This window comes from Flavobacterium sp. 245 (assembly GCF_004362055.1).
Lineage (GTDB): Bacteria > Bacteroidota > Bacteroidia > Flavobacteriales > Flavobacteriaceae > Flavobacterium.
The window spans coordinates 75,098-90,205 of the sequence record NZ_SNXB01000005.1; the positions used below are offsets into that span (position 1 = coordinate 75,098).

A 15,108-nucleotide genomic window follows, 5' to 3' on the forward strand; every position below is an offset into this window, starting at 1 on the left:
CTGCTTTATGAACAAAAAAAACAAGTTATTAACAATTATTGCTAAAATTAGAGAAAACACTTGCACGCAACGGATTTCCTACTAAATTTGTGTATTAACAATTTTTTTTAACCAACAATTAATAACTAATTATTATGAACAAATCAGAATTAATCGATGCTATCGCTGCTGATGCAGGAATTACAAAAGCTGCGGCAAAATTAGCTTTAGAGTCATTTTTAGGAAATGTAGGAACTACTTTGAAAAAAGGAGGAAGAATTTCATTAGTAGGTTTCGGATCTTGGTCAGTATCTGCTAGAGCTGCTAGAGACGGTAGAAATCCTCAAACAGGAAAAACTATCAAAATCGCAGCTAAAAATGTAGTAAAATTCAAAGCAGGAGCTGAATTAGAAGGTGCAGTGAACTAAGTAAGAAAGTTCTCTAAACTTATAATATAATTAAAACCCTCCATTAGGAGGGTTTTTTTGTGCGCTTTAACGATTTTTTTTGGGCAGTTCGAAATTTTATGATTAAATTTAATAAAAATTGTAGCCGTATGATTTCAGAAAAATTAAAAAAAGGACACCTGCTTATTGCCGAGCCTTCAATAATTGGAGATTTATCATTTAACAGATCGGTAATTTTATTAGCAGACCATAATAAAGAAGGATCAATTGGTTTTATCATTAATAAGCCTTTAAAATATACTATTAATGATTTAATACCGGAGATTGAAGCCAACTTTAAAATATACAATGGAGGACCTGTTGAGCAGGACAATCTATATTTCATTCACAATATTCCAGAACTGATCCCGAATAGTGTCGAGATTTCTAATGGAATTTATTGGGGTGGTGATTTTGAATCCACGAAGGACTTAATAAACGACGGATCTATTAGTAAAAATAATATTCGTTTTTTCTTAGGTTATACCGGTTGGGATGAAAATCAGCTTGAAAATGAAATGCAGGGAAACTCCTGGATCATCGCTGATAATAATTACAAAAACAAAATTATCGGGAAATCAACCACGCATTTCTGGAAAGAACAAATTCTTGAGCTTGGCGGTGATTATCTTATTTGGTCAAATGCACCTGAAAACCCATATCTGAATTAATTTTCAGATATGGACTCATTTAGTTTCTGCACTAATAAATGAGCCAGATTGCTTGTAAACTCTTTTTTTCGATATTTAGTTATCGGTTGTATCCCTGTGATTACATTTGTCAAGAATAATTCGTCGGCTTTTTGAAGATCAAACGGTGAAATTATTTCTTCAGACACTTGTATGCCTTCAACTTTTTTTGCCAAGGCTAAAATTTGCTTGCGCATAATTCCGTTTAGACATCCTTCAGAAATTGGAGGCGTAATTAATTTTTTACCCGAAAGCATAAACAAATTTCCTTGAAGTGCTTCGACTACATTTTTTGCATCATTTACCAAAATACAATTTGCAAGACCATTTTCGTGAGCAAAAATACTTCCTGTTACGTTAATCATTTTATTTGTCGTTTTAATCGACGATAATAATTGCTTGGTTACATAGAAGTCTTTATATAAATCAACTTCATAAACAGCAGTATTTAACACATATAAAGTATTTTCAAGAGGTGTTGCATGAATTAAAAACGAAACTTCATTGGTATTTGGCAAATACAATCCGCCATCATTTCTAAAAACAGTAATTCTTGCTCTTGCTGATGCTGCAATATTTTTTTGCTGTACTAGTTTCAAAACTTGTTCTTCAAAATATTCCATCGTAAAATTCATAGGAATCTCCATTCTAACGACACGCATTGAAGCCATTAAGCGGAAATAATGATCTTCTAGAAACAAAATTTTATTGTTTATAATTTTGACTGTTTCAAAAACTCCGTCTCCGTATAGAAAAGCACGATTTTGAGTTAATATATTTTCTTCGTGTGCTATGTTTCCGTTAAAATTGATCATAAAAAAACCCTGAATTTTGTTCAGGGCAAATATAAGGGATAAAATAGTTTTATACTAAACAGAACCAATAAGATGTTTCAAATCTGAGATTTGATTCTCCCACAATTGTTTAGCCTCACCTACTTCTTCTTTTTCAGCAAAATCAACAACCATTAGCGATACATCTTTCGTTAATTCATCAACTAAAATATGCAGTTCAAAAAAATACTCGGTATCCTTACTGCTTTCATCAACCCATTTAAATTTTACTTTTTCGCCAGTTTTTTTAGATGCTAAACGCGCTTTTTCCTGCGAGTCATTCCAGATGAAAGTAAAAAATTCGCCTCTTGAATTTACATTGTCTGCAAACCATTCTGACAAACCTGAAGGCGTTGATATATATTGATACAATAATTGCGGCGAAGAATTGATCGGGAACTCGATTTCGTAACGTATTTTTGAATCCATGTGCTGCGTTTAATTTTTTCGAAATATAAGAATATATGTCCAAAAACAATGCGTTTTTAAAAATATTTTTTTTTCTTCATTTTATGCTTGTACGCTTTAATATTATTTCTATCTTTGCACCCGCAATGAGGAAATCATTCCGGTTTGCAGTCCAGGCGAGGTAGCTCAGTTGGTTAGAGCGCAGGATTCATAACCCTGAGGTCACGGGTTCAACTCCCGTCCTCGCTACAAATGTCAAAACCCTTAAACATCAAATGTTTAAGGGTTTTTTATTTACATTAATTCCTCACTTGATAAAGAGCTCAAGTGAGGAATTCTACAATAAAATAAAACTAAAACACTAACAACGTGACTAATAGACAACCAGACCTCAGGTTACGCTACATCATCCTTAATTTATAAAATAAAAAGTAGTTGTGAAGAGTTAAGAGTATTCTATAAAAAGACCATTCAAAAATCAAATCAATTTAGCTAATTTTATCATTAATAATCTATCATCTTTTTTTGAGCAATTTAATCTGGACATCATTTAAAATCAAAAGCAGATGATTAAATAATCCATTAAGTTTTATAACTGACAGAAAACAACGGTAAAATATGAAAATGTACATTATTGTAAAAGATGACATTCCAGATAAATTGGTTCCAGTAATAACGGCACATGCTTCATTGGCCTGTTACAAAAAATACGAATCTAATGATGATATGATAAAATGGATAAATGGAATATTTAAAAAGGTGGTTTGTACATGCAATGAACTTGAGTTCGAAAAACTTAAAAATGAAGATGATTTTGTCTTGCTAACCGAATCTTTTCTCAACAACAAAGAGGTTTGTTTGGCTTTTTGTCCCAGAGAGGAATACTCAAAAATATTTAAGTTTTTAAAAATGTGGACACCTCAAAACATTTAAAATGGAAAATAAGATTTATAATTGGTTTGTTAAGAATGGAAATATTCTGATTCAGAAAAATGGAGATTGTATTGCACTGCAATTTTTATATGAGAATGCAGATTGCTGTCTATTAACACATTCTGACACTAATGAAATTATAGATCTATTGATCGACATCTCAAAACAGATTTGGGAAAACCCGAATTATGAAAAAAAGCCCTATACTAATCAGCTTTATAAAAAAATTGACAACAAATATTATTGGATAATAGAAACATCAGAACTTGTAATATACTATAACGAAATCGAAGATGCAATACAGATTAAATCTAATGGAAATGATACGCTAAATCTAGAGATAAATTATGCAGTAGAAATAATACAGATTTTGGAGTATTTAATCCAATAGAAGACACCTTACATTTTACTCATAACTTTCATAATTGATATACAAAATGCAGTTCGGAAGTATTTCTTTCATGGTTATGACGTGTTCTAAAAGATATTCTTTATCAAGATTTTCAGAAGAAATGTACAACTCTTTTAATTTTTGAAGATTAAATAATCCCGGTAAATCTTCTAACTGAATTTTAGTTTTTAAAATATCCAGATATTCTAAATCGGCTAATTTATTGAGATAAGGAATAGCTTCATTTGTGATGTTTTTGTGATCCCTTAAAGTAAGTTGTTCTAGATTTTGAATATTGCTTATATGTTTCACTCCTTCGTCAGTTGCATGTGTGAATTTTAGATAAATATTATAAATCGTTGGAATTCTTGACGCCAAATAAAACAAAACCTGATCATCGACTTCGTCATCGATAGCTCTAAAACGCCCAATTTCTAAAGGAATATCTGCAAGACTGCTGATACTGAAATAGCTTCTCCAAAAGTGTTTTTCTTTTCCTTTTAAATGCATAACGAAATTGGTTTACTTTAGTTTTCTAAAATTCAGATGATCTTAAATCTTCCGTATCTCTGGCAATAGGAACACCATCAGGATCAAGAATCATAGCTTCCTGAATATCTGTTTTGTGAAGTGTAGCACCGCTTGCAATCATTTTATATCCATTTTCATATTCGGTAAAATAACCGCACGGATAAGCATAATAACCATTTGGCAAAAGCACTTTTATCTGCTGCTGAAATCCCCACGAAATTGCTTTTTGATTGAGGATATAGGTTTCAAAAGCTTCACTGAAAAGTAATGTCATATTTAAGGTTTTACAATAGGTTTTCCATTTTTATCAAAATAAAAATCTTTTCCATTTTTAGTAGCTTGTATATTGTTATCATCAGAAACATCCACTTTATCATATTCGATAGGTATGATTATATCTCCTGCTTCATCTATTACACCCCATTTCTCATTTAATTTTACATTAGCACGACCATTATTATAAAAACCTGCATTGTCATAAAGAAGGGGAACTACAAGTTTTCTATTTTTATTTATAAAACCTATTTTATTTTTTAACCGTACCATACAAAACCCTTCCACAAGACCACTAACGTCATCATAATTCTCAGTTCCATTATAAACAACAGGCAATTCCTCCCCGTGATTATTCACAAAATACCAACGTCCTTTCTTTAAAACTGTCGCATAACCCTCGATGAAATGTTTGGCAAAATCATATTCCGCAGGAGTTAATTCTTTTCCTAAATTATTTAAAAAACCCCATTTACCATCTACTTTAACCATAATAGTACCACTTGAATAACTCTGCATCGAATCATATTTAAAGTCCGGAGTTACTTTTAATTCTGGATTAAGCACAGCAAATTTTTCGCCCATTTGAGCTTTATAAATATAGTCATTCAATCTACTAATATTATCATATTGTATTGGTACAATTACCTCTCCTATCTTATTTATAATTCCCTTTTTTTTATCCAGTGTTACTATTAGTACAAAATCCCTATTAAATCTAGACGTATTATCATAAATTGGAGGAATTATTTCTTTACCTGTGCTTTTATCAATTGTTCCATATTTTCCATTTAGTTTAACCATAACAACATCATCTTTCGATATTGATAAAGAATCATATTTTAACTTTTTAATTTCCTTGCCTGTCTTGTCAATTATAAATACAACATTGTTTATTTGAACAACTGCAAATCCTTTATAAAAAGTTGTAGCCTCTTCATATATAAACGGAATTACTATTTTGCCTGTTATATCTACATAACCATATTTATTATCGACAAAAGCATGCAGTAGCCCATCATGAAAATCATCTGGATACTTATAATATTCTGCTTTAATAACAACTTTTCCTGTAATGTTTTTAAAACCAATATAGCCATTATCATTATAAGGTATTAAATCTTGTGCTTTTGCTGTAAATACAAAAGTCAAAAGAAGGCAAAGTAATAGTAGTTTTTTCATATTTTATTTTTAATAAATGCTAATATTTTCATTCATCGAACTGCTTTCTGATTTAGAATCTGAATTACAGAAACTTCATTAGGAGACGTGATTTTTTTAAAGCTTGTCTCTATTATATCCAATATAATCTGTTGCTTCGACCCCAATACCGTATTCTAATATTGTTTTAAAAGTAAACGGCTCATAAATATAATTATACGGATGCATTTCATGTCCATGAATACTCTCGCTTAACTTGCAGCTCATAAACAACCAGTGGTCTGCAGGCATAACGATAATTTTATCTTCACGGCTACTTTGTGGTTTATCTCCAAATATAAATAGTTTCCAATCGCCAAGCTGGACACAAAAACCTTCAGGCAGTTGATCCATAATTGAAAATTCGTAGCAAATTTTTTCAATACTTTCGACCGAACCATTTATTAATAAACAGCTTTCTGTTTCAATAAGTTTTATATCTGATGGTAAAACGAGCGAATAGGTCATTTCGCTCTCACTTTGATCCATTATTTGATGAGCATTTATAGTGCGTTGCTTTAGTTTTTGTTCAAATTTTTTATTTAAAATAGTACCAATACCAGCTGAAAAATTTGAAACCAAAATCTCCTGGTTTTTCTGCTTGAGAATTTTTCTTCTGGAAATAAACAAATAAGTGGTGTAACCAAATATAATAAACAGAAGCAGAACAATTTGAATTATTAAACTGTTCTCGGATGTATTATTTGACATATCTTATTTTTTAAAATTTATAGAAAAACTAGCAACATATCTTTTATATTTTTCTTTCAAATTCACTGGAAACTTCTTCATAACGATAATTCAAAAACAACAATTTATCTGCTATAACATCATATCTAACGATATAACTGTAAGAACCCATATACTTTTTTATGGTGATGAAATATTCTTTAAAATCAGGATTGTAAGCAATTTTTTCTTTCAGTTTTTTGCCATCAGTTGCCCAAAAGAAATCCTCTTCTTTTATGATTGTTAGTTTCAATTTATCTTCTTCTTCAGGAAAAATATAATAACTTTCTGTATACTTTTCCGGGTCAAGAGTTTTATATCCTTTTACGTAAGCTTTCCAGTTTTTTTGCAATTCTTCTCTTCCAATATCTAAAGTATCGGTACGTACACATTTAATTTCGGCCCAATTGCCAACAATTTTATCAATTTGCGCAAATATATTATTTGAAAATAATAGCATTAGACTAATACACAAATACTTTTTCATGGTTTTATTTTTTTCTTTTGCATAATTGATCTTCTAATAAATTATAGAGTAAAAATCAAATTTTATTGTAATCTATTATATATATTATTAGCTCCTTCCATCCATGATGTTTTAAATTCTTCATCAACTTTAACAAAAATTATTTTATTCGTTTGAGCATTTAAATATCCTATTTTACCATCTAATTGAACTTCGATATCATTTGGATTTAGGTGATTAATTCTGTCGTATATCGTTGGCAAAATTTCTTTTCCTTCAGAATCAATAACACCAAACTTACCACCTGCTTCTACCTTATAATATCTATTTTTATCCTTTTTTTCTTCATTTATTTCCCACCTATAAATATAGTCATATACAAATGGTAAAATTATATTTCCGTTGTTATCAATGATCCCCATTTTACTATTTAATTTTGCAAATGACAATACATTGGAGGGAGCCTTTGGCCATATTAGATCGTAAATTGGTTTCGTTTTTTCATTACCCTGATAATCAATTCGGCCCCATTTTTTATTCAGTCCTACTTCAATCAATTTTCTACCATAAAGTAAAGTTCTAATCGTATCATATTTTAACACTTTTATTTCTTTACCTGTCACATCAACTATTCGTACTTTATGATTTAAAAGCACTGCTGCATTACCTTCTACAAAAGAGGTTGTCAGACTATATTTTATCGGAACTACGACTTTGCCAGCTGCATCAATAAAACCAAATTTACCATTCAATTTTACTTCTGCTAAACCTTCATGAAACGGCAACAAATCGTCATAAATAAAAGGGATTAATATTTTCCCGTTGATATCGACAGTACCCTCTTTACCATTTATTTCTTCTGCAATAAAGCCTTTCTCAAATTGGCTTATACTATAGAATGCTGGAATAACAATTTCGCCCTCTTTATTTTTAAATCCAATTTTATCTTCTTCAGTAAATCGAATCAAATCCTGTCCTTTTGCAGTAAATAAAATTGTTATCAGAAAGCATATTGTAAATAGTTTTTTCATTCTTTTTATTTATTTTTTATTTTCGAAATTAGTTTGTTTGTAGCAACTTTATCAATTCATTAAAAGCGAGAAGAATTTTATTATTTATAATATCCACAGCTTCTTTTGGACAGCAATTTGCACTTAAAGGAATTATATCTGCTGTTACTTTTTCAGGAATTTCAGGAAGATTTTGATCTTTTTCAGAAACATATTTTTCTATTGCATTATTAGGTTCCGACTTAAAATTCAGCACAAAAAGCTGTTTATTTTCATCTAAACTATTTACCGTTTTTAAGGTTATACTTTCAATTGTACTAAAATCAATAACTATCTTATTTTTAATTATATATATATCTTTTACATCAGTCATTAAACTATTATATTCATACTGATAATCATAGCAAAAGGTCATTATACTGTTATCATTAGAAAATTCAACAATGAAATTTTTATAACTTTTTCCTTCAAAATCTTCTGTATTGGCGCCATTGACATAGATGAAATTTTTCATCTTGTAATATTCCTTAATTTCTGCTACAATTTTTTCTTTCGTATGTTTTTCTGTCTGAGCATTTACAGGAAAAGCAATAATTGCAAAAAGAATTATTCTGAATATTATTTTCATAATTTAATTGATTAACTCCCGGCAGTGTTTGGCTCCGTGTGTTTTTAAAAGTTGATATATCTTTTGATATTCATCTGCTTTTGTAATATCAACCGGCGTTATAGTTCGAAAGTATTCTTCTCTTTCTTCAACAAAATCTAAAAAAGTTTTATTATCAGCCGGATCTAAAAAATTCATGTCCAAATTATATTTGCGCACTGCCTGATAGATAAAAACGGTATTATTAATATCTAAACTAAATTTGGTTATATTTTTATTTACTGCAATAGAAGTTGGATGAACATAACATCTGATTCTTTCCCTGTACTTATTCCACATACATTGCACTTTCATTATCGCTTCTTCTCTGGTATCTACTCCGGGAACAGCACATGACATTTTCCACAGCGATTCTTCAAAAGCAAAAGTGAAACCTTTCTCTGGCTCATCTGCTTCATACATGTCTTCAACATTAAAGCAAAGAAGCGCTATATCTAATTCTGTAATTTGATGGCGGCAATCGCAGGAATCAGTTTTTACTAAAGCAGTTTCCTGAGAATAAACGCAACAAAGATTTACCAGAAAAAGACAGATTGCGATTCGGTTTTTCATACTTTTTATTTACCAAATGATATGCCTCTCATATCTAGTGTTCGCATCATTACATCAGTACCGCTCAAATTAGCCATTTGGGTTAATTTCTCTCTCATTTCTGATGTATAATTTGACATGTATAAAGTAATAGAAGGTGCTCTATAGCTTTCGTCATTTGTATTTAATGAAACATAACCATTTTCACCGTCCAGAAAGCATAATGTTGTTTTTTTTATTTCTGACCAATACATTTTTGTCTCATATTTATCATCACCATCTCTACTTTCTGCCCTAATAAAACTCTCTGTTATTTCTACTTTAAAATCCTCACTGCTATAACCACTCGGATTAATCATAGTAATATATTTCTTGTGTTTGTTTAGCCATTTTACTGTTTCTTTCTTGTTTTGTGCAACTGCAGAACCTATTAGCATAATCGAAAATAAAAGTGTAAAAAGTGATTTCATGTTTTTTTGTTTATTGGTTATTATTTTATAATTTTCTTTCAGTCTTGTTTATTTAGCCTAAAGCTTTAGTGTTTATATAATTGTTTATCAATACTTTTTAAAATCCACCCAAAAAACACAGTTAGAAAAAAGGTCTTCCAGTACAATTAATTGCTCTAAAACATCATCATTATCCAATTCGTCTTCAATTTTTCTAGCTGAAGAAATATACACTTCTTTAAGATTCTTTAATTGATCTAATGCAACCAGATCTTCTAATAGAATTCCTGTGTCCCAAATGTCCAGATATTCTAAATCAACAAGCTTATTAAGATATGGCAAACTCACTTTTGTAATTTTGGGATGCTTCATGAGCGTGAGACTTTTTAGTCCCTGCAATTTCGAAATGTGTTTTACACCTTCATCAGTGATATGAGTTTCTTTGAGATATATCGAATGCATAATTTTTACTTTCTCGGTAAGCATGGCAAAATAGTCGTCATTGTACTCCGGATCATCAACCCCGGACACGCCAGAAACTTCTTCAGGAATATCTTTTGAATCTTTGATTTGTCCAAAATTCCACCAAAATTGCTTTTCTATACCTTTTAATCTCATGTCAAATAGCTTTTTTTCGATTTAGAAAATAGTAATTTATTCCGTTGATTTCTTTTCGCAAATCCCCTTCAATTTTTTAAAATATTCCAAAGCTTTAGCATCGTATTTTTTCAAAGGAATTATCTGTATTTTTTCATGAACTAAGGTACCGTCAGTATATTCTTTTAGAATACTTTTCCCATTAGTTTTGAAAGTAATCGCATAAAAACCTTCCTTACTTTTAACAATCGTTATATCATTTGTTCCTGAAAGAAGAATTCTAACCGTAAATCGTTCTGTCTTATCTCCTTTTTTTATAAAAACTGGATAACTCATTGTACAATTTTTAATCTCAATTTGATAAATGCTAATCTGAGATTCTTGTCCTGCCGTTTTATATTTTATGTGCTGATAGCTTAAATTATCTGAGATGTATTTTTCGAGCATTTCTTTTGATTGTGCCTGAACTCCAACCGAGAATATCAGAAATGCATATATTAGAAATTGGTTGGTCATTTTAAACTGTTTATTTTTTAAACTGCTGATAATTATTTCGCACATAAGGACTTCAACTTTTCAAATTGCTCCTTTAACATTTCTAAATCAGCTCTTTTGAAACCTATGAACTTGGCAAAAGTCTCTTTATTTTCATCTTTTAAATAAGCTATCGGAAAATAGATCTCCCATTTCTTTATCTTAAATAAATTTAGTGTTCTTGAGTTTTTCCTAGGACAGCAATCAGGTATTAAATCTTTTTTATTGGTTTCAGTTTCTGATTTAGGAATGCTGTCAGTAAAGCTCACAATTCCTTCTTTTGTAACGCTAATTTTCTTTATAAAAGCACTATATTGTTTACTAGGCCAATAATACGCATGAGAATTTGCTTTGATAATAATATTGATCGTGTCAACTGTCTTATCGAATTCAGATTTCTTTACCTGTGCATTCGTAAAACCACTGCTTAAAATCAAACACAATAACCAATATGTTTTGTTTCTTAGTTTCATTCTATTTTTGCTATAAAAAATAAGTGCAATATTATACAATTGCACTTACCGTTGAAGTAGAGGTTGTGCGTTTGCGCTTCTTTGTCGCATGGTTTTCTACTATTTAGTAATCAACTCAAACCAAAATACATTACTGTTTCCTTTCACAGCTTTTTTGTCTTCCTCATCCAAACCATTTACAAAACTTTTATACTGTGCCATGTATGAAGCCGATGATTTGTCTGGACAATATGAGTTAAAAACGTTATAACTATAAGGTTTTGCCATAGTTGTTAGTTTGTTGACACAAGGAAATACTTGATTCCAGTTAGTCATAACTTTAAATCTAACTTCATTCCAAATTGGACAGCTAATTTTTTGTCCAGCAATTACCATTCTGTTGCTTTCTGAAATTACTTGGTCAGCATAAAGTTGGTTTTGTTTTTTATAGAACTCTGCTTTTTCTAAATATAACTTTTTTGCATTAGCAAGTGCAGTTGTAGATTTCGTCACTGACTGACTTGCATCTAATTTCTTTTGGTCATATATTAGTTTAATCTTCGCAATTTCTTGTGCCTGTTGTTTAGGTAAATTCGTATTTAACTGAAATACTTCAGCCGTCAATTTTTTATTCTCACTCTCTAATGAGGTAATCTTATTTTTGACGTTTGTGTTGTAGTCAAGTATGTCTTTTTCAAGTGAAGTTATTTGCACAATTATTTGATTCAAACTTGCCGTAAGTGTTGCTTTAATACTGTCACTAATAGCCGATTTGATTAGCTCTTTTTCAGTTTCATTCTTTTGCTCTTTTAATTTAATAAGATTAATTTCCAAAGGAGCTAGATAATTAGCTTGCTCAATTTGAATTTCTTTAATTTGTTGCTGATTAGTAACTATTTTGGCATTTTTCTCATTTTGTGCTTCTAAATTTTCTTTTTTTATTTGCTCTTTTATTGCCACACTTTCCTTTTGAAATTCCTGCTCGTATCGGATTATTCTGGCCTTGAAAATTGTTATATTATCATCTGCAATAAGAATATTAGTAGCATAAGCCATTAAATCGTTTACCCAATTATCATGTTTTGATTTAGCTTCAGAAAATACGTTGGTTTCATAGTTTTTACTATGGCTTGTTATTTCCTTACATAAATTTTCATTAGCCTTTTCTAAATTACTAATCTCATTTAGTTTTTTGTTAACCGCATTATCTCCTTTCTCCAAGTTTTGAATTTGCACTTTTTTCAGAGCAATCTTTTCAGTGAACATTTTTCTTGCTGCTTCCAGTTCTGCCGTTGTAGCTGGTATTGCATAACCTTTTACTTCTCCTAAATGTTGCTCAAAGCTTTTACCTTCTTTTTCAAATTCCGATTTGTATTTTCCACATTGACTACATTTAGCACCCACCTTCATATCAGCAATCAAATCATCTCTTTCTTTGTAAAGAGCAGATAACTCATCTTTTAATTTCTGAATCTTATCGTTGCGCAATGCGTAAAGGCTTAAAAGTTCCCCTTTACATTGAGCAATTTTTGCTTTATTGCTCTCGAATGTCAATGCTTTTGATTCAATACTAGTAACATCACCAATGCCTATAGTCTGAGCGGATACTTTTAGAGAAAGTACTGTAAAGATTAACAGTAAATATTTATAATATTGTATCATAATTTTCTAAGTATAACCTTATCTATTCGCCAAATGGGTCGTCCTCTGCTTTACATAAATCTCTTAAATGTTCAAGAGCTTTTTTGATTTTTGTGAAATTTGTAGAATCAGAAGCTAGAAACGGGATAAGTATTTCTTTTTTGCTGAATTCCTGATGGTCTGTATTACGCCAATCGTAGCATGTGCCATTATTATTTTGCATTTTATAACCATATGCGTTCAGTATTTCTTTGCATACTTGGGATGTGAAAATGACTTTTATTACACCCACAGGTTCAGACTCATTTTTTCCTTCATATTTTATTTCTACTATATCTTTGGGATTAAAGCTTACGGTATTCCCTAATTCATAATATCCACAGTTGTTATTGTCTACTAATAAGTTCTTTCTTTTTGTGTCAATTATAAGTAAATTGTCACTATATGAAACAGTAGTGTTTTCGAAATATAACCTTTCGTTATACCCGTTTGGTTTTCTATAATGCCCGACAATTTCTTTAATTTTTCTCCCTAAATAATTGACGGTTTCATCTTTGGTTAATGTGGTTTTGTCCTGAGCATATGAAGATAAGGAGCACAAAGCTAAAAGGCACATAAGTAATATTTTTCTCATTTTTGTTTAAGTTTTCTTTTGCTTACTCTATTCAGTTTTCAGCTTCCCTGATTTATCAAAGTTTTTTTACTGTCCGTTTTAAGTCTCTTCTGTCGACATTGGCGATTGCATGACGCACAACTTGTAAATATTAATTACATGCCCATACATAGTTCGAAGCAGGTTTGCCATTACTTCGCTTCAGGCATTCACTTGTTGCAATATTGTCAGCTTCTTGCTTGGTTTTTGCAACTCCCCAACCAAAGGCATTATTTATACTACTTCCAGCAATAGTTCGGTACGCAGCACAACCCTCACCAGACCATATTAGTACTACTGTTCCTTTTCCTCCCTTTTCACTACATTCTTCCAAAGCTCGTTTTTCTGCATCGGCCAAAGTTGATTGATCGTATGACCAACTATAATAAAAACCATTACTTTTATCAATTGCTAGTGCACCGAATTTGGATGATGCCATGAGCAGGAAAACAGTAATTAGTTTTTTCATAATTTTCATTTTATTTAGTACTTTCTTTTCTATATTTCTCCTGAGCAGCTTTCATCAATTCGATTCTTTCCTTATCTGGTTCATAACATCTATGTCGCTCAAAATCCATTTTGGCTTTAAATGCCAACATCTCAGCAGTTTGATGATCTGGTTCAAAATCTAATGTATAAAGCTGTGCATCATTTTTAGAAATCAACCAAATGGTTCTGTTTTCTACAAGTAACTGATGCGGATTCCATTTTGTTAAATCAACTTTTCTCAGACGCTTTTTGTTGATGAAATCATAGTGTATCAGGAAATTTTGGTAGGAAAACCAAATACTTTCAGGATGAATGACTAAAATGCTGCCGTAAGCATCTTGATCGAAATTTTCAGTAGGAAACTCTTTTTCTAGATCCAATTGCAATACTTTCTTTTTATTTTTGCCTAATACCAAAAGTTGCTGTTCGGCCAGTATAAAAGTATGTGTGTCACTAGTCTTAGTTTTATAATCTGAATTTGACAATCTGTTTTTCTTTAAAAAATCATGAGTAATTTCTTTACCGTCATGCGTTAGAAATTTGTAGTTTTTTATAAAAATTTGAGTCGAATCTAAATAATTATGTTTTTTAGATTTTGTTTTTACGAAGTTTCCATCATAGTCAATTTCAAACCAATTCTCATCTTCAGCGTTGGCAATAATTTTGTCTTTTAGGTAAATTGGTTGAAAATCAGCACCGTGTCCTATATTTTTTTGCCATACAACCTTGTTTTCTTCCAGATCATAAGCCATCAATTTACCTCCATCAAAAAGTGCAGTGCAATACATCATTTTACCTACAAAATGTGGTTTGGAATTTATAGATTCAATAAGTAAATCCCTCACTTTTGCACCCGTTTTCAAATCATATTCTGAACATCTTAAAACTTGATTTTGGTAACTTGAGTAAAGAAAAGTATCCTTCAGAAAATATAAAGAATTACAAGATTTCATTCCTGGAGATGTTTGCCAAACAATTTTTAAACTATCCTTATTAATATTGTATAAATCTTTATTGGCACTTAAAAGGATTTTATTGTCTGAAATTGCCATAGAACAAAACAGTTCTTGTGACTGAGAATCATCAAATACAAGGTTAGTTTTGTAGATTTCGGTTTGCGAAAAAGCATTAAAAGAAATTAAAAGCAAGCAAAATATAAAAAATTTAAGAGTAGTTTTCTTTTTTAGCATGGTGGTATTTTAAAGTTG

Annotated in this window: 22 protein-coding genes and 1 tRNA gene; 5 read left to right on the forward strand and 18 right to left on the reverse strand. The window is 30.6% G+C overall.

Annotation, left to right across the window (positions count from 1 at the left end):
- The first annotated feature begins 134 nt into the window (after positions 1-134).
- Both EV145_RS11175 and EV145_RS11180 read left to right on the forward strand, forming a co-directional pair.
- On the forward strand, positions 135-407 hold the full coding sequence (locus EV145_RS11175; protein WP_012022249.1) for an HU family DNA-binding protein: 273 nt from the start codon (positions 135-137) through the stop codon (positions 405-407).
- Between the two features lie 128 nt (positions 408-535).
- Positions 536-1,096 carry a YqgE/AlgH family protein gene (locus EV145_RS11180; RefSeq protein WP_133525307.1) on the forward strand — a complete coding sequence of 187 codons (561 nt, stop codon included), beginning with the start codon at positions 536-538 and terminating at the stop codon, positions 1,094-1,096.
- Here the strand turns inward: EV145_RS11180 and EV145_RS11185 are convergent.
- Both EV145_RS11185 and EV145_RS11190 read right to left on the reverse strand, forming a co-directional pair.
- Positions 1,093-1,929, reverse strand: a complete 837-nt coding sequence (locus EV145_RS11185) for an aminotransferase class IV (protein WP_133525308.1) — start codon at positions 1,927-1,929, stop codon at positions 1,093-1,095. The genes EV145_RS11180 and EV145_RS11185 overlap by 4 nt on opposite strands.
- A gap of 54 nt (positions 1,930-1,983) precedes the next feature.
- Entirely contained in the window at positions 1,984-2,376 is a 393-nt protein-coding gene (locus EV145_RS11190) for an START-like domain-containing protein (RefSeq protein WP_026727620.1), read from the reverse strand.
- A 154-nt stretch (positions 2,377-2,530) separates the two neighbouring features.
- On the opposite strand from EV145_RS11190, the gene EV145_RS11195 reads away from it, so the two are divergent.
- The 3 genes from EV145_RS11195 (at position 2,531) to EV145_RS11205 (ending at position 3,679) form a co-directional block, all read left to right on the forward strand.
- Positions 2,531-2,604: transfer RNA gene (locus tag EV145_RS11195), tRNA-Met, on the forward strand.
- 369 nt (positions 2,605-2,973) lie between these two features.
- Positions 2,974-3,288, forward strand: a complete 315-nt coding sequence (locus EV145_RS11200; RefSeq protein WP_133525309.1) for a peptidyl-tRNA hydrolase — start codon at positions 2,974-2,976, stop codon at positions 3,286-3,288.
- Position 3,289: 1 nt separating this feature from the next.
- Positions 3,290-3,679 carry a hypothetical protein gene (locus EV145_RS11205; protein WP_133525310.1) on the forward strand — a complete coding sequence of 130 codons (390 nt, stop codon included), beginning with the start codon at positions 3,290-3,292 and terminating at the stop codon, positions 3,677-3,679.
- A 15-nt stretch (positions 3,680-3,694) separates the two neighbouring features.
- Here EV145_RS11205 and EV145_RS11210 read toward each other — a convergent pair whose 3' ends face one another.
- From EV145_RS11210 to EV145_RS11285, 16 genes are all read right to left on the reverse strand, one after another.
- The gene (locus EV145_RS11210; protein ID WP_133525311.1) at positions 3,695-4,189 is read right to left on the reverse strand and encodes a hypothetical protein; all 495 of its coding nucleotides are present in this window, start codon (positions 4,187-4,189) and stop codon (positions 3,695-3,697) included.
- A gap of 25 nt (positions 4,190-4,214) precedes the next feature.
- Positions 4,215-4,484: a hypothetical protein gene (locus tag EV145_RS11215; protein ID WP_133525312.1), complete on the reverse strand. Its 270-nt coding sequence runs from the start codon at positions 4,482-4,484 to the stop codon at positions 4,215-4,217.
- 2 nt (positions 4,485-4,486) lie between these two features.
- Positions 4,487-5,665 (reverse strand): WG repeat-containing protein, encoded by a 1,179-nt coding sequence (locus tag EV145_RS11220; protein WP_133525313.1) that lies wholly within the window; start codon positions 5,663-5,665, stop codon positions 4,487-4,489.
- Between the two features lie 96 nt (positions 5,666-5,761).
- Positions 5,762-6,394: a hypothetical protein gene (locus EV145_RS11225; protein WP_133525314.1), complete on the reverse strand. Its 633-nt coding sequence runs from the start codon at positions 6,392-6,394 to the stop codon at positions 5,762-5,764.
- 43 nt (positions 6,395-6,437) lie between these two features.
- Complete coding sequence (locus tag EV145_RS11230) at positions 6,438-6,899, reverse strand: hypothetical protein (RefSeq protein WP_133525315.1); 462 nt, start codon at positions 6,897-6,899, stop codon at positions 6,438-6,440.
- A 62-nt stretch (positions 6,900-6,961) separates the two neighbouring features.
- Positions 6,962-7,909, reverse strand: a complete 948-nt coding sequence (locus EV145_RS11235) for a WG repeat-containing protein (RefSeq protein WP_133525316.1) — start codon at positions 7,907-7,909, stop codon at positions 6,962-6,964.
- Between the two features lie 28 nt (positions 7,910-7,937).
- Positions 7,938-8,516 carry a hypothetical protein gene (locus EV145_RS11240; RefSeq protein ID WP_133525317.1) on the reverse strand — a complete coding sequence of 193 codons (579 nt, stop codon included), beginning with the start codon at positions 8,514-8,516 and terminating at the stop codon, positions 7,938-7,940.
- Between the two features lie 3 nt (positions 8,517-8,519).
- Positions 8,520-9,107: a hypothetical protein gene (locus EV145_RS11245; RefSeq protein ID WP_133525318.1), complete on the reverse strand. Its 588-nt coding sequence runs from the start codon at positions 9,105-9,107 to the stop codon at positions 8,520-8,522.
- A gap of 5 nt (positions 9,108-9,112) precedes the next feature.
- Complete coding sequence (locus EV145_RS11250) at positions 9,113-9,556, reverse strand: hypothetical protein (protein WP_133525319.1); 444 nt, start codon at positions 9,554-9,556, stop codon at positions 9,113-9,115.
- An 87-nt stretch (positions 9,557-9,643) separates the two neighbouring features.
- Positions 9,644-10,153 carry a hypothetical protein gene (locus EV145_RS11255; RefSeq protein WP_133525320.1) on the reverse strand — a complete coding sequence of 170 codons (510 nt, stop codon included), beginning with the start codon at positions 10,151-10,153 and terminating at the stop codon, positions 9,644-9,646.
- Positions 10,154-10,189: 36 nt separating this feature from the next.
- Positions 10,190-10,648, reverse strand: coding sequence for a hypothetical protein (locus EV145_RS11260; protein WP_133525321.1), 459 nt, complete (start codon positions 10,646-10,648; stop codon positions 10,190-10,192).
- 32 nt (positions 10,649-10,680) lie between these two features.
- Positions 10,681-11,139, reverse strand: a complete 459-nt coding sequence (locus tag EV145_RS11265) for a hypothetical protein (protein WP_133525322.1) — start codon at positions 11,137-11,139, stop codon at positions 10,681-10,683.
- A gap of 99 nt (positions 11,140-11,238) precedes the next feature.
- Positions 11,239-12,780, reverse strand: coding sequence for a hypothetical protein (locus EV145_RS11270; protein WP_133525323.1), 1,542 nt, complete (start codon positions 12,778-12,780; stop codon positions 11,239-11,241).
- Between the two features lie 22 nt (positions 12,781-12,802).
- Positions 12,803-13,393: a hypothetical protein gene (locus EV145_RS11275; RefSeq protein ID WP_133525324.1), complete on the reverse strand. Its 591-nt coding sequence runs from the start codon at positions 13,391-13,393 to the stop codon at positions 12,803-12,805.
- A 130-nt stretch (positions 13,394-13,523) separates the two neighbouring features.
- Positions 13,524-13,850 carry a DUF4189 domain-containing protein gene (locus EV145_RS11280; RefSeq protein WP_166638441.1) on the reverse strand — a complete coding sequence of 109 codons (327 nt, stop codon included), beginning with the start codon at positions 13,848-13,850 and terminating at the stop codon, positions 13,524-13,526.
- Positions 13,851-13,890: 40 nt separating this feature from the next.
- Positions 13,891-15,090, reverse strand: coding sequence for a hypothetical protein (locus EV145_RS11285; protein ID WP_133525326.1), 1,200 nt, complete (start codon positions 15,088-15,090; stop codon positions 13,891-13,893).
- Between the last annotated feature and the right edge of the window lie 18 nt (positions 15,091-15,108).